Genomic DNA, 17118 nt, shown 5'->3' with positions numbered 1-17118 from the left:
ATAGCGTCAATATATGTTAATTTTACCATATAAAAAACCGAAATCATCTCCTTTTCTACGATGGTTTCGGTTTTTTAAATCTATATTTTTTCTTTCCATGCCTTCAAAAAGCGCTCAATGACTTGTAATTCATCTTCATGAAACTGCTGTAGAAATTCTAAGTAGGACGCGACAGCTTTCTCATGCAGTTCATCATGCAGCGCCGCCAATTGCGTACCTTTCTCTGTCAATGAATAGTAGACAGATTTTTTATCCCCTTGCCGGTGGCAATAGTCCACCATGCCTTTATCAATTAGTTTTTTTACAGCCTTTGTAATAGCAGGCTTTGATAGTTTCAGTTGTTGAGAAAGAAATGTATTATTTGATTCGTTTGGATTAGCTTGAATCATTGATAAAATATGCAGCTGTGTGAGTGTCCAATCTTGCTTGAGTGTATCAGTCGTGGTAATCAGTGGATCTGTTGGGTCATTCCTTCTCTTTTCCCTATGAATAATCAGATCTTGAATCGCTTTTAAAACAATCTGCTCTTTTGTCTCCATCTGAACCTCCACTCTTAACTGGTTAATAAAATGGTACTAATAATTAAGATAGGAGTCAAAAGAAATGTCAGTGTAATAAAAAGAACAGGCCATCAGACCTGAAAATGGTGTATATACTTTTCTACTAGATGACATATGATTTCACAGCTCCTCTTTCTTTTATTTGCTATAATTCATGGGGAATGTCATCCAATTTTTGATGAAAAAGGTGAGCTAATTAATGAAAATCGAACAACAAATCGCCATTCGACAATTAGAAGAAAAGATACACCTGTTTTCTTCAGCTGTGAACGGAACCTTCCTCGCAACGGACGACTTCGTTCTATCCAATACTCATATATCGACAGACACATTCAATTTGCTATTACCGACATCAGCGCACATCAAAGATCCGCAAAAAGTGAAAACGGCCATCGAACACTTGCAGTCTCAGAAACAATCATTCAGTACATGGGTGGATCATCGTTTGCTTCATCCTGATTGGGCCAATTTACTAAAGGAATATCAGCTTAGAGAGGTTGAACGCAATACGATCATGTTGCTTGAGCAGACAGAAGACATTGACCCAGTTACATCTTCACCGCTTACAATCAAAGAAGCAGTTGATGAGCAGACACTGCTTGATTACAAAAATATCTTTATCGAGCTATTCAAGGAGTCACCGGAGGCCATCGCCTTAGAGGACTATTTCCAGCATTTTTCGCTTGATACTATACAATCACGCGTTCGCATGTTCGTCGGATATGCAGACCACAAACCGGTCACAACAGGCTTATTACTCGAAGCAACTGATAGCTACGGAATTTATGATGTCATCACAAGGGCAGAGCACCGCGGAAAGGGACTTGGCAGTGACATGTTTCATTATCTTCTGACCCAGACAGACAACAAACAAAAGAGCGTCCTGTTACAAGCATCAGCTGACGGCAAAAATATTTACCAACGTGCAGGCTTCCAACCAATCGGCGAAATGGTTGTTTTTGAATAGAATAAAGTAGAACATAAAAAAGCTGCCTATCATGAGGCAGCTACAGATTGTTGACAAAGGGCTAAAATGATTTTTATTTTAGCCCTTTGTCTTCTTTTCAGCGTGATAGAAAACCTTTGAAGTCTAGGAAGGACGAGTAATGGCGCGGAGCGAATTTGACATTCGTGAGCACCAGCACGCAGGACTGACAACGAATGCGAGGGTTTGTCTACACGCTGAAGCTGCCTATCATTAGGCAGCTATTCAGCACGATGCTGACGATCCATATAAAGTGGTGGTCTCTTCAACGAAATCACCGCACAGCTAAAGGCAATCAGCACAAACACTGCACCGAATTTCGCCAGATCAACAGATGAACCAGTCATCGTAAACAGGACACCGCCAACTGCTGATCCAATTGAGATACCAATTTGCAACGCCGATGTATTTAAGCTTTGCTGAATATCAGACGTCACAGGATCTGTTTGAATCAAATAACTCTGCAAGGCAGGCGTTAATGCCCAGCTAAGCGCTCCCCAAAGGACAACCATGATCATAAAGAGGACAAACACGCCCGATGTATAAGGAATGATAAACATCACAACTGCAAACGCGATTGTCACGAGCAAAATGGCTTTCCCTGAACCCAGCTTGTCACTAAGCCAGCCGCCAAATCCATTCCCGCCAATAGAAGCAAGCCCGAAGACCAAATAACAAATACTAATCCAGAACGGGGTCATATGCAGTACTTCCATTAAAAACGGAGTGAAATAAGAATAAAGCATATAATGACCTGCAAGCATAAACAAACTAATCAAGTGTGCACTAAAAATTTTCGGATGCCCTAAAGAACGTATTTGCTCTCTAAGAGGCGTCACTTTTTCAACAGGCATTTTCTCCAATAGGAAATAGATCAGCACCATCGATATGGCTGATAAAATACTGATTCCTAAAAACATCACTCTCCAGCCAAAGCTCTCTGTAATAAAAATACCGATCGGTACACCGAGAACAAGTGAAGAACTAATCCCAATAAAAATCAGCCCTAATGCCTTCGCACGATGCGCTGGTTCCACCAATTTAGCAGTGATCGTCAGTGACAACACCACCACTAGCGCTGTGCTCATCGCGATCAATACCCTAGAGATCATGACAAGAGCAAAGGTCGAACTAAAATATGTGAAGACATTCCCTATCGTAAACACCAATAACGCGATTAAATAAAGACGCTTTCGTTCAATTTTAGCTGTGGCAGTCAGCAGCACAGGTGCTGAAATGGCATATACAATGGCAAATACGGTGATAAGCTGCCCAGCTGTCGCAAGCGATACATTCAAATCCTCTGCAAGGCTTGGCAAAATGCCTCCGACCACAAGCTCAACTAATCCTACTGCAAAAGTAGAAACGGCTAATAAATATACTCTCCAGTTCATGTCTAACATCCCTTCTCTATATCATCGCTTTCACTTTTGATACAGGGTGAAGACAAACAAAAAAACCCTGATTACAAAAAAGGAAAGCACGCTTTTGTAATCAGGATTTATCGGATCCTGGTAGAAACCCTCAAACCATATTATTGAGGTTATACAAGTCTATTTTTTTCTTCAAATATAGTAGCATATGCTTACATAACTGGCAAGCTGTAAAAATAGGAAATGACTGCAAATTCACGATCACACAAAGCACTTAGAACAGCATGAAAAGAAACCCCAGTACAACTTGCTTTCTCATGCATTTACAGGTAAACTGATGAAAAATCAACGAACATTCATCAACGTAGATCTGGAATAGTAGCTTGAATTGACCTTTAACAGAGAGGGAACGGTGCTGAGAAGTTCCTACTGACATCTTCAAGTGAACCTGCCGATTTAGTTCTGTTTCATACAGCGGTTCATACCGTTATCATGATCGAGTGTAAAGCTGTGCTTTAAATTAGGGTGGTACCACCAGGAATGGTCCCTAACTTAAAGCACAGCTTTTTTGTTTTTTTAAAAGGAGGAATATGCAATGTCAAAGAAACAATTTGTTGAAAAAATCACAAGCATGGAAGACGACTTTGCCCAGTGGTATACAGATGTTGTCACGAAGGCACGCCTCGTCGATTATTCAAGCGTCAGAGGCAGTATGATCATTCAGCCATACGGCTTTAAAATTTGGGAGAATATTCGCGACGAACTTGACCGCCAAATCAAAGAAACAGGTCATGAGAATGTGTATATGCCGCTCTTTATTCCAGAGAGCCTGCTGCAGCAGGAAAAAGACCATATCGAAGGCTTCGCTCCTGAAGTGGCGTGGGTCACACATGGCGGTGAATCCAAATTACAGGAAAGGCTCTGCGTCAGACCAACCTCTGAAGTACTGTTCGCTGAGCATTACAAAAACATCATTCATTCCTACCGTGATCTACCGAAGCTTTATAATCAATGGGCGAATGTCGTCCGCTGGGAAAAGACCACACGTCCATTCCTTAGAACGCTTGAATTCCTATGGCAGGAAGGACACACATGTCATGAGACAGAGCAAGAAGCGATTGAGGAGACAGAAAGAATGCTTCACATCTACGCTTCTCTTTGCGAAGAGCTCCTTGCCATTCCTGTCATTAAAGGCAGAAAAACAGAGAAGGAAAAATTCGCTGGTGCCCGCTTTACCTATACGGTTGAAAGCTTAATGCATGATGGAAAAGCACTGCAAACGGCCACTTCTCACTTCTTCGGGAACGGATTTGCCAAGGCATTTGGCATCGAATTCTTAAACCGTGAAGGAAAGCTAGAGCATGTCCAGCAAACCTCTTGGGGATTTACCACAAGAATCATCGGTGCCATGATCATGGTGCATGGTGATGACAGAGGACTCGTCCTTCCGCCAAACATTGCACCAACCCAAGTGCGAATCGTGCCAATCGCCTCTCACAAGGAAGGTGTGCTCGATCATGCCTACGAATTGAAAGATCGACTCACACACATCGCACGTGCTGACATCGATGCGAGCGATAAACAGCCAGGGTGGAAGTTCAACGAATGTGAAATGCAGGGCATCCCTTTACGTGTCGAAGTAGGACCAAAGGACATTGAAAAAGGTCAGGTGATGCTCGCAAGACGAGACAATGGTGAAAAGCAAGCTGTCGCATTAGATGCACTTGAACAAACCATCACATCCACGCTTGAAGACATCCAGCGGACAATGTACGAAAAGGCGAAAGAACGATTACATGAAAAAACATCAGAAGCTCACACCATCGAAGACATTGAGCACATTCTTTCAGAAGAAAACCGATTGATTAAAGCCATGTGGTGTGGTGACGAAGCCTGTGAGAACGACATCAAAGAAAGAACAGGGGCGACCTCACGCTGTATCCCATTTGAACAGGAATCTGTTTCAGACACATGTGTCTGCTGCGGAAAGCCTGCATCTGATATGGTCTTTTGGGCAAAAGCTTATTGAGAATCGAAACGAAAGAGAAGCATCCTTTACGATGCTTCTTTTTTGTTAAAAAGACCCAAACACCCATTGACCTCGTCAGCACGATCCCCTATAATTCATATTAATATAATCGGTTTTTAAGACTTTAAATGGAGTGGTGATATATGAAGCGCTGGCCCTCACTGTTTGCCGAACGCTGCCCTAAATGTAAAACAGCATTAGAAGTCTCTAAGTCCAATGCCCTGCAAGGCAAAGTCGTGAAAACATGCCCCAACCTTCATTATCAAAAAGAGTATCACCCAGCCCTTGAAACATATATCGAGCACGATGACATCAAATAAAAAAGACCAACACGTTTGCTTTGTTGATCTTTTCTTTATAATAAATCAAGCCAAATTTTGACCGCTGTCGCCGTAATCATCACAGCAAGTGCCCATTGTAAGTAGACGGCGTTGATTTTCTGACCGACCTTAGCACCAATCGGAGCGGCGATTAAACTTGCCAGCATCAGCACAACCGCAGGAACAAGCATAACTTGACCCGTCAATACCTTTCCAGTCGATGCACCGATCGCAGATAAAAACGTAATTGCAAGTGAGGACGCAATCGTCATCCGGACAGGAATTTTTAAAATAGACAGCATCACCGGTACCAATATAAATGCTCCGCCCGCGCCTAGCACACCGGAAACACTACCAATCACAAAGGCAATACCTGCCGCAAGTCCTTTATGAAAAGTGACTTCTCCCTCTGCGTCTGCACGCTGTCCCTTTTTTGGAATCAGCATGAGGATCACAGCCACAATCGCGAGCAATCCATAGACGAGATTCATCCCATTCTCTGGCATAAAGTGAGATACATAACTGCCTAGTAAGCTGCCCGCCAATATACTGCTCCCCATATATACAATCAACGACCGATGTAAAAATCCGCTTTTACGATAGGCCAATACCCCACCGAGCGTCGAAAAAAGCACTTGAATGGCGCCAATTCCTGATACCTCGTGTGCCGATAGTGCCATCACACCGACAAGTGGCGGGATATAAAGCAGCATAGGGTAGTTAATCACAGATCCCCCGATCCCCACCATTCCTGATAAGAAGGAACCAATACATCCGATGATAAAAAGTGTAATCAAAAACGCAAAATCCACGCTGGTCTCCTCCTTTGCAAAAGGAAAAGGGGATCTTCAGCAGATACCCCTACATCCTTTAGGACCCTTTTCTCACCCAGAACTTCAGCACATGTCCTTCTTCCGTCTGCGTGATCAATTCATGTCCGCTTGACTTCGCCCATGCTGCTAAGTCAGCTTTAGCCCCTTTATCTGTTGCATGTATTTCTAATACTTGACCCTCCGTCAAGTCATTCATTTTTTTCTTCGTTCGAATAATCGGCATTGGGCATGCAAGCCCCGTTACGTCTAACATTTGATCTGATGTCATTTGATTGTTCCTCTCCTCTTATTTTATTGGACATTACCGAATCGCACAACGGTTTGGACCAATTTCCATTTCACGCTGCGCTTCTTCGTCTGGGCTCAGCTTCCCCATATTGGTTTGACGAATGTCTTGATAAGCGTTTGGCTGTGCGGGTAGATTCTTCGTGACCATTTCTCTAAATACGGCTTCATCTTCTATGTTCAGTCCATGATTTTCTTCAAATAGAACGCCTAGCTCCTTCCAAACACTTCCGTCTTCATTGATTTCATCCATAATCATGAAATGCGCTGGCAACACAATCAATTCTTTCGAAAGTGCTCCATATCGCTCATAAAGTGTTTCCCTCAAATCACTTACCCAGTCCTCCGCCATTCCAGCAAGGTCAGGTCTTCCAATCGAATCCACGAACAAAATATCACCTGAAAGAAGATATTGATCATCCACGATAAAAGATGTTGAACCGATTGTATGCCCCGGTGAGTAAAGAGGATGAATATCAATGGGAGCCGCTCCAATCGTTATGCGCTGTCCTTCTTCAAGACGGTTATATTCAAAGATCACTTCTTCAGCATCTTTTGGCGGCAGCCAGTAGCTAGCACCAGTCTGTTCAGCCAGCTTCTTCCCGCCAGAAATATGATCTGCATGAAGATGAGTGTCCAACACTTCGGTGATAGAGACATCATGCTTTTTAGCAAAACGGATATAAACATCTGTCATTCTAGCTGCATCTACAATTGCGGCTTCTCCGTTCGACATGATCATATAAGACAGGCATCCCTTGCCCATCCGTACAAATTGATAGAGCTCTCCACCGCCGCTTAAATCACCAATCTTCACTGGCTCCAGATGCTCACTCCACGCCTTCATGCCGCCTTCTAAATAATGGACCGTTCTGCCCGCCTCTGACAGCATCTCCGCGACCATGATAGAGGAGCCTTCCTTGGCACAAACCACCAACACTTCACGATCATGAGGAATGTCATGCAAAATGCCCTCTACTCCTTCAAGGAGATCAAAATAAGGCACATTCATATGAACGATTGCTTCCCCTTCGATCTTCCAATCCTGCACATCCGCTTGATTTCGCACATCTAGTAAAAAGAGCGGCTCCTTGTTCACGATCTTTTTTGTTAACTGTTCTGCAGTCATCGCTTTTACCGTCATGTTTCATTCAGCTCCTATTTTTCAATCGCTCCTGTCCAGCTATTCATGCCTGGTACGATATTCATCAATTGATGAAATCCTTTTTCTTTTAACTTTTGCGCAGCTAATTCACTTCTTCTGCCTGAATGACAGATCAGGTAAATGTCCGTCTCCCGGCTCAATTCCTCCGCACGTTGTTCAACCTCACCAAGAGGAATATGAACAGCTCCTGGAATATGCCCCGCCTCGTATTCATCCAGCTCTCGTACATCTAAAATAAACAAAGATGGATCTTCTTTTACTTTCTGTTGAAAAGTCTCCAAAGACATTTCCGAAATCATGGACTTCCCTTCTTTCTCTTGTTCTCCGCCCTTACGAATCAAATGATGAAGCACCTGGCCTTCTACTTTTGTTCCTAAAAATTCGTGGCCTGCGCTTTTTGACCATGCCGCTAGATCCGCTGCTGATCCTTTATCAGTGGCTTGCACTTCCAGTACGTCTCCTGGCAAGAGCTCATTCATTTGTTTTTTTGTTTTTACAATCGGCATCGGGCATGCCAGTCCTTTTGCATCTAAAATGACAGTTGGTTGCTGCATGTCTTCTCCTCCTTCAAATAGGGATGGGGGTATATTTTATTGCGCATTTAATGCCAAGCATTCATGCCACCCTTGATGTTTGTAATCTGAGTAAATCCCTGCTTCTTCAATATTTTAGCCGCCTGCATACTTCTCATTCCGCTTTGACATATCACATAGACCTCTTCATTTTTCTCAAGCTGAGAAGCTCGTTTCTTCAAATGAGACAACGGGATGTTTTGAAAGCCTTTGATATGATTTGTTTGAAATTCACTAGGAGATCGCACATCAATGAGCTGTTGACCTTTGCTTTTCAGCTTCTTTTTCATATGAGCTGCATCTATTTGCTTCACACCTCGTACCGGCAGAAAGCGGCTCACGAGTAATCCAATTACGATGATAAGTAAAATCGTCTGCACCATCCTGCTTCACCTCACTAGATAAATAAATTCACACGTCCGATTTCAGCCTCTGCTAAATATGCCGCTACACCAGCATATTGAATGTCATCTAATAATTCTTTCTCCTGTAATCCTAAAAGATCCATCGTCATTGTACATGCAACGAGGTTAATATCCTGCTCCTTCGCCATCTCAATGAGCTGCGGCAAGGTCATGGCATTGTGCTTTTTAATCACATGCTTGATCATTTTCGGCCCCATTCCCGCAAAATTCATCTTGGAAATCCCCATGCGATCAGCCCCGCGCGGCATCATCTTTCCGAACATTTTTTCTAAAAATCCTTTTTTCATCGGTACCATCTCATCCTTACGCAAGGCATTCAGTCCCCAAAACGTATGGAAAATGGTCACCTCATGATCATAAGCTGCTGCACCATTGGCAATAATGTAAGCTGCCATCGCTTTATCATAATCTCCACTGAATAACACAATCGTCGTGCGTTTTTTCTGTTCTTCCATTTTGCTCCTCCTTCAACAATTACCTATGGGGGTATACAGAAATATATACATATACCGGTAAGGGTATATTACATCAAGTAAAAAAATCCGTCAACCTCCAAAGGCTGAGGAATTTCTTACCGGCTTTTCACCAATAGCTCAACTGCCTCTTTCACAAGACCTTCCGTATCCTTGCCTTGTTCAAGACTTTCACGAACACATTGCTCAAGGTTTGTACTCACAATCACACCCATTGCCCGATCAATGGCATTACGTGATGCAGACAGCTGCGTGACCACCTCGCGGCAATCCTTGCCTTGCTCCATCATCGCAAGAACCCCTTTAATCTGCCCTTCAATCCGGCGAAGACGATTCTTCATCTGCTGATTATATTCCAATTTAAGCACTCCTTTCTATGACAGATAGTATACCCTAAGAGGTATTTAGTCAAACGACTTGCCCTTTTCTTTTATAGAAAACGAATGTGAAAAGAATTGCACATTCCACCATTTATTGATAAAAAGTAAATAATCAACGAATAAGAAATCATTGAAGAAAAGAGGACGACCCATGACTTTACATCATTATATTGGATCAGGCAAAGAACTGCCGCTTGGTACCATTGGTCAAAATCCTACCTATAAACCACTCTCTGAACTCAATATCGAATTGTTTGATAAAATACAAAAAAAGCACAAAACCTATCAAAAAGAAGATCCTTTGATAGAAGTATTTGAAACAGAAGAGGATTTCGAAGGCATCACATTGATTATCTAGATCCTTTCTATGAAGCGGTAAGAAACAAATTCACGCATCCTTTTGTTTATGAATTAGAAATCATTCATTCTCTTCGTGCACTTTTTCAATTCATTGAAAAAGAGCTGTCAACAGGAGAAACCATCGAAATCTATTCTTGTCTAAATGAACTCGAAACGAAAGAAAAGGATGATCAATTAGATGTAGAAATTGACCTAAGCAAAAAACGGTTTGGAAAACACATCAATTTTAAAGGGATCGATGAACTGATTGATATGTTTGAATTAGAAAACTTACAATATGTGTTGGTGAAGAAGTAGAGGATAGTCGACATGGAACTTCAAAATGATGTGTTATTAAAGTTTTTAGAAGCGTTATGAAGTTTATGGCTGAAGGACATTGGTTAAGCAAAGATCAAAAAAAGTGAAATACATTTAACGCGGAGGTAGTTGAAGGAACCCAAACATCCCCTCAATTACCTCTTTGCAGATCATCGTAAACTTTTTCAAAAATCTCTATTGGTATTGAATACTTCGTTGTCTTATCATTACGGTAATTAACCACTATATCGATATGATGTTGCTTTTTTTCAAATTCAATTATTGAATTCTCCCATCTATCTCTAACGGAAATAACACAATTACCGTTTTTCTTCTCCTTTTTCTGATAAGCGAATAGATGCATGTCTCAATCAGCGATACCCAAAGAAGCTAAATGTCATGATTAAGTTTAAAGAGCACGAAATAATTTCTACCATAAATACTTAATTTATTTAAATTATAGCAAATTAAGGAAGTATCCCTCAAATCAATTATACACTCTCAACAATAACTAGCCTTCGATTAAACGTTTTAACTTTAGCTCCGTTTCAGTATCCTCAACTGGAGTATAGACACTGCATCTTAAATCAGTATCCCCATACACTTGTAATGAAGTGAGATTAAACAACATTTTCCCTACCTTAGCATGACGAAATTCAATTAATACTTCAGGCGCATAGCTGATCTCATTTTCATTCCATATTTTACGAAACTCAGGATATGCCTGCTCCATTTCTTCTATAAATTGCTCATACCAGTCATCAGCCACATACTGTCCATAATACGTTCTAAATATGGCGATATATCCTCTAACAAAATGCTCCCAATTCACGGCTAAACTTTTAAATTCCTTTCTTGCGAATAGTAAGCGTATGATATTCCTTTCTGCCGGGATGATCTGTTCAAAGTCCAAAAAGACATTAGCTGCTGCTTGATTCCACCCCACAATCTGACTTCTTCTATCAGAAATAATCGTTGGGCAATAACGAAGTTCCTGCAACATTTTCACTAAAGCCGGACTGATTTCCTTCTCATCCTCAATGATAAAGGATTGTTTCACACCTTCCTCTAGCGCTAAAGCGTACAAATATCTTCTTTCATCGTTATTTAATTGTAATGCTCGAGAAATAGCATCCAATACCGAAGTAGATACTTTTATATCTCTGCCTTGTTCTAACCATGTATACCAAGTAAGACTCACACCGGCTAGTTGAGCCACTTCTTCTCTTCTGAGTCCTGGTGTTCTTCTGCGTGTTCCTACAGGTAAACCAACCATTTGAGGCGTGATTTTTGAACGCTGATTCTTTAGAAATTCTGATAGTGCTTGAAGTCTTGTTTCAGGTTTCATGAAGATCTCCCTTTAAAATATTATTAATTATACTAGGATAAACAACAACTTGTAATAGGATAACACAATGGCTAAAGTTAATAATAACAAGGAGGGAATGATCATGAAAAGAGTTGTCATTACTGGAATGGGAGTTATTTCTCCACTAGGAAATGATATAGATAGCTTTTGGAATCAACTAGTGAAAGGACAATCGGGAATATCTCTCATTGATTCTTTTGATACGACTGATTATAAAACAAAAATAGCTGGAATCGTTCGTGATTTCGATGCAGATGAAATATTGGGGAGAAAAGAAGCAAAACGATTAGATCGTTTTAGTCAGTTTGCCTTAGCAGCAGCCGAACAAGCATTAAAAAATTCAAAATTACAGTTAGACCATGTTGATCTTGAACGTTTAGGCGTATATGTTGGTTCAGGAATCGGGGGCATCCAATCGCTTGTTGATAACGTGAATGTATTAGATAAACGAGGCCCCTCGAGAGTAAGCCCCAGCCTTGTACCCATGATGATTTCAAATGCAGCTGCTGCCCAAATCAGCATAAAATTAGGGGCACAAGGGCCATCAATGTCACCAGTCACTGCTTGTTCTATTGGGAACACCTCTATCGGTGAAGCTTTCAATGCGATCCGAAATGATGATGCAGATATTATATTTGCCGGTGGAGCAGAAGCTGCCGTCTCACAGATATCGTTAGCTAGTTTTGGAAACGCACATGCACTATCTACTAGAAACCAAGATCCAAGTCGAGCCAGCCGTCCATTCGATACAGATAGAGATGGATTTGTTATGAGTGAAGGTGCAGGTATCTTAGTATTAGAATCATTAGAAAACGCTATTCTTAGAGATGCGCCGATACTATGTGAAGTTGTGGGGTACGGAGCTAGTTCAGATGCTCACCATATGGTAGCATCACACCCAGAAGGTAAGGGTGCCTACTTAGCCATGAAAAAAGCATTGAGAAGTGCAAATATATCAACGGATGAAATCGATGTTATTAGCGCTCATGCAACAAGTACACAAGTAGGGGATCGTTCAGAAGTTCTAGCTATTAAGACATTATTTGGTGAACGTTCCCGTGAAATTCCAACAACAGCGAACAAGTCAATGACTGGGCATATGTTTGGTGCTGCCGGTGGAGTAGAAGCCATTGCTTTAGTGGAAAGTTTGAGACGAGGAATGATTCCACCCACTATTAATGTAGAGAAGCAAGATCCAGATTGCAACTTAGACGTTGTATTAGAAGCGAGACAGCTTCCTTTGAAATACGGGCTATCCAATTCTTTTGGTTTTGGAGGACATAATTCAGCCATCTTGTTAAAACATTACGATTGAAGTAGTTAAAAGATGAAGTAATGAATCTATCAAGGGTTTATAGCCCTTGTTTTTTCATTTTGGGAATACCTCACAGACAAATTATGACGTGCCTCAGCAATCTGATATATTAAATGGAGAAAAGAAAATACGAAAAAACATTTAGAAAGCAGGTGACCCATGCCAAACAACCAAACACCCAACCCACTCATCACGGAAAAATCACCATACCTCCTTCAACACGCTCACAACCCAGTTCACTGGTACCCGTGGGGGCAAGAAGCCTTCGACAAAGCCAAGCGTGAAAATAAACCCGTGCTTGTCAGTATTGGCTATGCCACTTGCCACTTGTGGCATGTCTTTTAAAATAACCATCTGTCTCAATTTTCATTCCAACATTTTGAAATGGTTAGTTCTCCATGTTTTATCATACAGGACTCCGACTTGCTGAAGTTTTTCTATGATCTGACCTGGCTTTTTATCTTTTCCATTTCTTAATTCAGCAAAACTCTCGGTTTGTTTCAAAATCCTTTACATTTACATAAATGATCTCAACTTTTGACTGCTTTCTTCATATTCCCCTTAAAATTGAATAATCACTTTCCCTTTTGGTCGTCCATTTGCGACTAGTTTTAGCGCTTCATTTACGTTGTCGATGGTAAATAATGTCCGATGAATCGCTGGAACAATGTTGTTTTCTTCAATGATTTTTGTAATATCTTTAAGTTGTGCGCCGTCAGAACGAACGAAAATAAAATGGTATTCCACGTTTTGTTTCTTGGCTTTGCGGTCATACTTTGCACCAGCAAGAGAAAATAATATTTGTTTCCATCTTGGGAAATTTCGATCTTTCCCGAAACGTTTATTCGGACCTGTCCGAAGGGAGAGCAATTTTCCACCCGGTTTGATTATACTCAATTCACGGTCAAATTCTTTAGGTCCCAATGTATCAATTACGTAATTCACATTCGACAACAAGTCAACATAGTTTTCTATTGTATAATCCAAATATTGGACTGCACCCATTTCCAATGTGCGTTCGCGCGCTTCTGAGCTGCCACTAACAATGACATTTAGGCCCATTGCCTTTGCGATTGGTACTGCCATTTGACCAAAGCTGCCTGATCCACCTGGAATAAAAACAGATTTACCTGACTGTGCCTCAAGTTCTTCATGTAGACCTTGAAACGCTGTGAGTCCAGCCAGTGGTGCAGCAGCGGCTTCCACGTAAGACAAATTTTTTGGCATGGGTGAAATTGCGGCAGCATCAATTGCGGCATATTCCGCAAAAGCACCAATTTTTTCGAGAGGGAGACGTGTATAGATGGCATCTCCTACGTGAAATTCTGTCACATTTTTTCCGACTTTTTCGATAACACCTGTCAATTCATTACCAAGCGTTAATGGGAATTCATAATCTTGAATCAGTTTCACGCTACCTGTAATAATTAACATTTCGAGTGGATTGACCGCCGCAGCTTTGACCTTTACCAAGACTTCATTGTCAGCGATCTCTGGAATTGGAATGTCATTAATTTGGACATGGGGTTTTTTTGAATATTTGGTGATCTGAGCTGCTCTCATGAGTGTTTCCATTTTTATTAGCACCCTTCCGTTGAGTTGCTTTAATTAAGTTTCTTTACCTTATTTTTATTATTTTCACTGTCTACTTCATTTTTCTACCCTCAATATAATTCTTTTTATAAAGATCTTATATTATTCCAATCGTTTAGGTGGAGGGAACCTTATTTTAAGATCAACCCACCACCCAAACCTTAAATACTCACAACATTATCTTTTATTCAATTGGTACTGTTTTTTAGAACGATCATTCTCAAATAATTAAATTTTTTGAATCGCTACTGCAAAGAACCTATGTTTATCAGCCACCCCCAACAAGTTATTTTCTGTTAATACATTAAACGCCTAGTATTGGATAGATTTGATCTCTTAAATTGAAATTGTAGCTTTCATCTACAATACCTACGACTTTATCGTTGTCATAAAGTTCCATCATAAAACCAGCCATTTGCTTAGCTGTGTGATACATTGGCATAAAGTTTTTGTAATCAAATTCTTCTACATCCTGTGCAGTTTTCTCAAATTCTGTTTCAGTCACTGCTGGTGCTAAAACTTTTGCCTTCATTTTTGCACTTTTAAGCTCTAGTTCTTTTGCAAGCCCTTCTGTAAATGCACTAACAAAATATTTAGATGCAGAATAGGTAATACCACCAATATAAGTCGCATATCCAAGTGCGGAGGATACATTAATTAATTGTGTTCCCTCTACATGAGAATAATCTCGCACAAATAGTGTGGAAAGAATCGCCAACGACTCTATATTAAGACGTAACATGGATTCTACTTTCTCTAAATTCTGGTCCGTCACAGAAGAAGATTCACCAAGACCAGCATTATTAATCCACGTCTCAATTTGATACTCCTTTAAACTGTTATACAGTGTGTATGCCTGATCTGTTATCGATAGGTCACTTGTATGAATAATAACATCTAAATCAGGATTTATATTATGAATTACTGATTTAAGCCCTTCTAATTTCTCTAATCTTCTAGCTACAATAATTAAGTTTTTGCCGCGAGCAGCAAATTCCAATGCAGTTTCATATCCTATACCTGAACTTGCTCCTGTAATAACTGTGTATTTCATATCATTCTCTCCTCGAAACCATATTTTTAATTAACTAATCGATATCACAAAATAGATTTAGTCTAGTGTCGACAAAGTGAAATTAATAATACTTTCTAATTTCTCTTTATCATTTGTCGTTTTTGTTAATACTCGTATTCCTACGAGTGAATTATGAATAAATTGAGAAAGCCCTTTGATGTCATTGTGTTTAGGAATTTCACCTTGATCTTGACCATGTTTTAGCAAATCAAATAATAAGGCTTCTGTATTTATAAAAATCTCTGTCGTTTTTTTCGCTACTTCTTCATCAATTAGGGATAACTCAACAGCTGCATTAACAGCTAAACACCCTTTTGGCTGCTGTTGTGTCGAATCAATCACCATTTCAAATAATTTTCGTATCGACTGCTTCACTGTTAATTCTGTTTTCACTTCATTCTTCATTCGGCCTTCCATTATTTCTACATAATGATTTAAGACTCGCATAAATAAAGTATGTTTGTCGCCAAATGTATCATAAATACTTCTGCGGTGAACGCCCATATGATCCACCAAGTCTTGAATGGATGTTTTTTCATAGCCCTGTTCCCAAAAAAGAATCATTGCTTTTCTTAATGCCTTCTTTTCATCAAATTCTTTATTTCTAGCCATATAATCCCACCTTCGAACATATTCAGGGAAAGGACTGAGAATCATTGATGTACTAGAAGCACAATCTTATACATTCATCCCTCCCTCATTCTGAAATAATTAAAGAATGATCATTCTCTTTTGAGTAGCAAAACAGTTAGATCTAACATGTTTGAAGTATATCAAATTTGAGAACGATCGGTAAAGAAATTAGACCTTAATCATGTGCTTTAATTTTTTTTAGCTGACATTTCACGAATATCGTTTCTTTATTTATAAAAGTAAACTTATGAATTTAGATAGAGTTACAGAAGAAGAAATTCACAAACTTAATGATCCAAATGAAAAATTCCAAGGAATAATGAAAATCATTAGTCAAAATTTAAAATATGCTGAACATGATTTAATAAGTCAATTTCATATCACAAGAAATTTCCACCAGTGTGAAAATTGGATGCAAGCCAACCACTTGAAATTCATATTATTGTACGAGTTTTGCAAAAACTTTAATAAAATATCTAATGACTTAAAAATAAAAATGCCTGAAATAACAGAAGATATAATATTTCATTTTCACTTTTATCAGATTCTAAATAAGTGCGGTGTTAGTGCAATTGATGACAATCTCTATAATTTTTCTAACTTTGCTATCAGAGTACATGGTAACCGTAGGAAAAAATGTTTTGAGTTGCTTAAATGGATTGAAAACATCGATAATAATTTCCATAGCGTTTTTGCTTTTAGACTGCTTTTTTTCAGTAAATTTTATTGGAATTTTACTTATAGAAGAACTTTCACGCTATTAGACATAATATGCAAAGATTTAAGTAAAGAATACCCTCAGGAAAGTTATCGTTGGAATTACTTTATAAAATTAGGAAGATCGCACATAATTGATTAAATAATAATTTTTCTATACGAAAGAAGGTGATCCCATGCCAAACAAAAAAATACCCAACCGATTAATCGCTGAAAAATCCCCCTACCTACTCCAACACGCATATAATCCAGTCAACTGGTACACATGGTCAGATGAAGCATTTAAAAAAGCGAAACTTGAAAACAAACCTGTTTTCGTATCGATTGGGTATGGATAGCCAAAGGAACTTGCCACTGGT

The 17118-nt window shown here is 39.8% G+C and carries 19 protein-coding genes, 3 pseudogenes, 1 riboswitch and 1 other annotated feature; of the genes and pseudogenes, 8 read left to right on the top strand and 14 right to left on the bottom strand.

Features of this window, described 5'->3' with window-relative positions; all coding sequences use genetic code 11:
- Positions 1-80: 80 nt before the first annotated feature.
- Positions 81-539: a MarR family transcriptional regulator gene (locus tag SB660_RS05565; protein WP_003216997.1), complete on the bottom strand. Its 459-nt coding sequence runs from the start codon at positions 537-539 to the stop codon at positions 81-83.
- Between the two features lie 220 nt (positions 540-759).
- Here SB660_RS05565 and SB660_RS05560 point away from each other — a divergent pair, with 220 nt between their 5' ends.
- Positions 760-1527: a GNAT family N-acetyltransferase gene (locus tag SB660_RS05560; protein WP_410581704.1), complete on the top strand. Its 768-nt coding sequence runs from the start codon at positions 760-762 to the stop codon at positions 1525-1527.
- A gap of 239 nt (positions 1528-1766) precedes the next feature.
- On the opposite strand, the gene SB660_RS05555 is transcribed toward SB660_RS05560, so the two are convergent.
- Positions 1767-2939 carry an MFS transporter gene (locus tag SB660_RS05555; protein ID WP_061406605.1) on the bottom strand — a complete coding sequence of 391 codons (1173 nt, stop codon included), beginning with the start codon at positions 2937-2939 and terminating at the stop codon, positions 1767-1769.
- A gap of 77 nt (positions 2940-3016) precedes the next feature.
- Positions 3017-3116, bottom strand: a riboswitch (purine riboswitch).
- A 158-nt stretch (positions 3117-3274) separates the two neighbouring features.
- Positions 3275-3470 (top strand) — a binding site (T-box leader).
- A 43-nt stretch (positions 3471-3513) separates the two neighbouring features.
- On the opposite strand from SB660_RS05555, the gene proS reads away from it, so the two are divergent.
- The gene (gene proS, locus SB660_RS05550) at positions 3514-4947 is read left to right on the top strand and encodes a proline--tRNA ligase (protein ID WP_339164781.1); all 1434 of its coding nucleotides are present in this window, start codon (positions 3514-3516) and stop codon (positions 4945-4947) included.
- Between the two features lie 143 nt (positions 4948-5090).
- The gene (locus SB660_RS05545; RefSeq protein ID WP_012008772.1) at positions 5091-5267 is read left to right on the top strand and encodes a hypothetical protein; all 177 of its coding nucleotides are present in this window, start codon (positions 5091-5093) and stop codon (positions 5265-5267) included.
- Positions 5268-5302: 35 nt separating this feature from the next.
- Here the strand turns inward: SB660_RS05545 and SB660_RS05540 are convergent, their stop codons facing one another.
- From SB660_RS05540 to SB660_RS05510, 7 genes are all read right to left on the bottom strand, one after another.
- Positions 5303-6079 (bottom strand): sulfite exporter TauE/SafE family protein, encoded by a 777-nt coding sequence (locus SB660_RS05540; RefSeq protein WP_058015186.1) that lies wholly within the window; start codon positions 6077-6079, stop codon positions 5303-5305.
- A gap of 58 nt (positions 6080-6137) precedes the next feature.
- Positions 6138-6368, bottom strand: a complete 231-nt coding sequence (locus tag SB660_RS05535; RefSeq protein ID WP_058015185.1) for a sulfurtransferase TusA family protein — start codon at positions 6366-6368, stop codon at positions 6138-6140.
- A gap of 33 nt (positions 6369-6401) precedes the next feature.
- Positions 6402-7529 (bottom strand): MBL fold metallo-hydrolase, encoded by a 1128-nt coding sequence (locus tag SB660_RS05530; protein WP_058015184.1) that lies wholly within the window; start codon positions 7527-7529, stop codon positions 6402-6404.
- 14 nt (positions 7530-7543) lie between these two features.
- Positions 7544-8104 (bottom strand): sulfurtransferase TusA family protein, encoded by a 561-nt coding sequence (locus SB660_RS05525; RefSeq protein WP_058015183.1) that lies wholly within the window; start codon positions 8102-8104, stop codon positions 7544-7546.
- A 47-nt stretch (positions 8105-8151) separates the two neighbouring features.
- Positions 8152-8505, bottom strand: coding sequence for a rhodanese-like domain-containing protein (locus tag SB660_RS05520; protein WP_119124344.1), 354 nt, complete (start codon positions 8503-8505; stop codon positions 8152-8154).
- Positions 8506-8519: 14 nt separating this feature from the next.
- The gene (locus tag SB660_RS05515; protein ID WP_012008766.1) at positions 8520-9002 is read right to left on the bottom strand and encodes a DsrE/DsrF/DrsH-like family protein; all 483 of its coding nucleotides are present in this window, start codon (positions 9000-9002) and stop codon (positions 8520-8522) included.
- A gap of 116 nt (positions 9003-9118) precedes the next feature.
- A complete protein-coding gene (locus SB660_RS05510) occupies positions 9119-9379 on the bottom strand; it encodes a metal-sensitive transcriptional regulator (protein ID WP_003217059.1) in 261 nt (86 codons plus the stop codon).
- Positions 9380-9551: 172 nt separating this feature from the next.
- On the opposite strand from SB660_RS05510, the pseudogene SB660_RS05505 reads away from it, so the two are divergent.
- A pseudogene (locus SB660_RS05505) lies at positions 9552-10057 on the top strand (hypothetical protein).
- Between the two features lie 151 nt (positions 10058-10208).
- On the opposite strand, the gene SB660_RS05500 reads toward SB660_RS05505, so the two are convergent.
- Together SB660_RS05500 and SB660_RS05495 are read right to left on the bottom strand one after the other, a co-directional pair.
- The gene (locus SB660_RS05500; protein WP_058015180.1) at positions 10209-10421 is read right to left on the bottom strand and encodes a hypothetical protein; all 213 of its coding nucleotides are present in this window, start codon (positions 10419-10421) and stop codon (positions 10209-10211) included.
- A gap of 147 nt (positions 10422-10568) precedes the next feature.
- Positions 10569-11405 carry a helix-turn-helix transcriptional regulator gene (locus SB660_RS05495; protein WP_169057493.1) on the bottom strand — a complete coding sequence of 279 codons (837 nt, stop codon included), beginning with the start codon at positions 11403-11405 and terminating at the stop codon, positions 10569-10571.
- A 103-nt stretch (positions 11406-11508) separates the two neighbouring features.
- Here SB660_RS05495 and fabF point away from each other — a divergent pair, with 103 nt between their 5' ends.
- The gene (fabF, locus tag SB660_RS05490; protein WP_410581698.1) at positions 11509-12741 is read left to right on the top strand and encodes a beta-ketoacyl-ACP synthase II; all 1233 of its coding nucleotides are present in this window, start codon (positions 11509-11511) and stop codon (positions 12739-12741) included.
- 159 nt (positions 12742-12900) lie between these two features.
- A pseudogene (locus SB660_RS05485) lies at positions 12901-13080 on the top strand (DUF255 domain-containing protein); the annotation flags it as partial.
- Between the two features lie 222 nt (positions 13081-13302).
- Here the strand turns inward: SB660_RS05485 and SB660_RS05480 are convergent.
- From SB660_RS05480 to SB660_RS05470, 3 genes are all read right to left on the bottom strand, one after another.
- Positions 13303-14316: an NADP-dependent oxidoreductase gene (locus SB660_RS05480; RefSeq protein ID WP_410581696.1), complete on the bottom strand. Its 1014-nt coding sequence runs from the start codon at positions 14314-14316 to the stop codon at positions 13303-13305.
- A gap of 322 nt (positions 14317-14638) precedes the next feature.
- Positions 14639-15388 (bottom strand): SDR family NAD(P)-dependent oxidoreductase, encoded by a 750-nt coding sequence (locus SB660_RS05475; protein WP_061406587.1) that lies wholly within the window; start codon positions 15386-15388, stop codon positions 14639-14641.
- Between the two features lie 57 nt (positions 15389-15445).
- Entirely contained in the window at positions 15446-16021 is a 576-nt protein-coding gene (locus SB660_RS05470) for a TetR/AcrR family transcriptional regulator (RefSeq protein ID WP_058015174.1), read from the bottom strand.
- A gap of 268 nt (positions 16022-16289) precedes the next feature.
- Here SB660_RS05470 and SB660_RS05465 point away from each other — a divergent pair, with 268 nt between their 5' ends.
- Together SB660_RS05465 and SB660_RS05460 are read left to right on the top strand one after the other, a co-directional pair.
- The gene (locus tag SB660_RS05465) at positions 16290-16901 is read left to right on the top strand and encodes a hypothetical protein (RefSeq protein ID WP_410581693.1); all 612 of its coding nucleotides are present in this window, start codon (positions 16290-16292) and stop codon (positions 16899-16901) included.
- A 34-nt stretch (positions 16902-16935) separates the two neighbouring features.
- Positions 16936-17091, top strand: a pseudogene (locus SB660_RS05460) (DUF255 domain-containing protein); the annotation flags it as partial.
- Positions 17092-17118: the final 27 nt, after the last annotated feature.

Source organism: Bacillus sp. SIMBA_005 (assembly GCF_046535585.1).
Classification (GTDB): domain Bacteria; phylum Bacillota; class Bacilli; order Bacillales; family Bacillaceae; genus Bacillus; species Bacillus pumilus.
Note: the sequence above shows the minus strand (reverse complement) of the source record. Positions and strands in the feature narration are given on the sequence as shown.

Bases quoted from the DNA above. Each gene is read 5' to 3' on its own strand.
- SB660_RS05515 (WP_012008766.1), bottom strand. From the start codon at position 9,002: ATGGAAGAACAGAAAAAACGCACGACGATTGTGTTATTCAGTGGAGAT.
- SB660_RS05555 (WP_061406605.1), bottom strand. From the start codon at position 2,939: ATGAACTGGAGAGTATATTTATTAGCCGTTTCTACTTTTGCAGTAGGA.
- SB660_RS05480 (WP_410581696.1), bottom strand. From the start codon at position 14,316: ATGGAAACACTCATGAGAGCAGCTCAGATCACCAAATATTCAAAAAAA.
- SB660_RS05500 (WP_058015180.1), bottom strand. From the start codon at position 10,421: ATGCATCTATTCGCTTATCAGAAAAAGGAGAAGAAAAACGGTAATTGT.
- SB660_RS05565 (WP_003216997.1), bottom strand. From the start codon at position 539: ATGGAGACAAAAGAGCAGATTGTTTTAAAAGCGATTCAAGATCTGATT.
- SB660_RS05545 (WP_012008772.1), top strand. From the start codon at position 5,091: ATGAAGCGCTGGCCCTCACTGTTTGCCGAACGCTGCCCTAAATGTAAA.
- SB660_RS05535 (WP_058015185.1), bottom strand. From the start codon at position 6,368: ATGACATCAGATCAAATGTTAGACGTAACGGGGCTTGCATGCCCAATG.
- SB660_RS05475 (WP_061406587.1), bottom strand. From the start codon at position 15,388: ATGAAATACACAGTTATTACAGGAGCAAGTTCAGGTATAGGATATGAA.
- SB660_RS05470 (WP_058015174.1), bottom strand. From the start codon at position 16,021: ATGGCTAGAAATAAAGAATTTGATGAAAAGAAGGCATTAAGAAAAGCA.
- SB660_RS05530 (WP_058015184.1), bottom strand. From the start codon at position 7,529: ATGACGGTAAAAGCGATGACTGCAGAACAGTTAACAAAAAAGATCGTG.
- SB660_RS05520 (WP_119124344.1), bottom strand. From the start codon at position 8,505: ATGGTGCAGACGATTTTACTTATCATCGTAATTGGATTACTCGTGAGC.
- fabF (WP_410581698.1), top strand. From the start codon at position 11,509: ATGAAAAGAGTTGTCATTACTGGAATGGGAGTTATTTCTCCACTAGGA.
- SB660_RS05495 (WP_169057493.1), bottom strand. From the start codon at position 11,405: ATGAAACCTGAAACAAGACTTCAAGCACTATCAGAATTTCTAAAGAAT.
- SB660_RS05465 (WP_410581693.1), top strand. From the start codon at position 16,290: ATGAATTTAGATAGAGTTACAGAAGAAGAAATTCACAAACTTAATGAT.
- SB660_RS05560 (WP_410581704.1), top strand. From the start codon at position 760: ATGAAAATCGAACAACAAATCGCCATTCGACAATTAGAAGAAAAGATA.
- proS (WP_339164781.1), top strand. From the start codon at position 3,514: ATGTCAAAGAAACAATTTGTTGAAAAAATCACAAGCATGGAAGACGAC.
- SB660_RS05525 (WP_058015183.1), bottom strand. From the start codon at position 8,104: ATGCAGCAACCAACTGTCATTTTAGATGCAAAAGGACTGGCATGCCCG.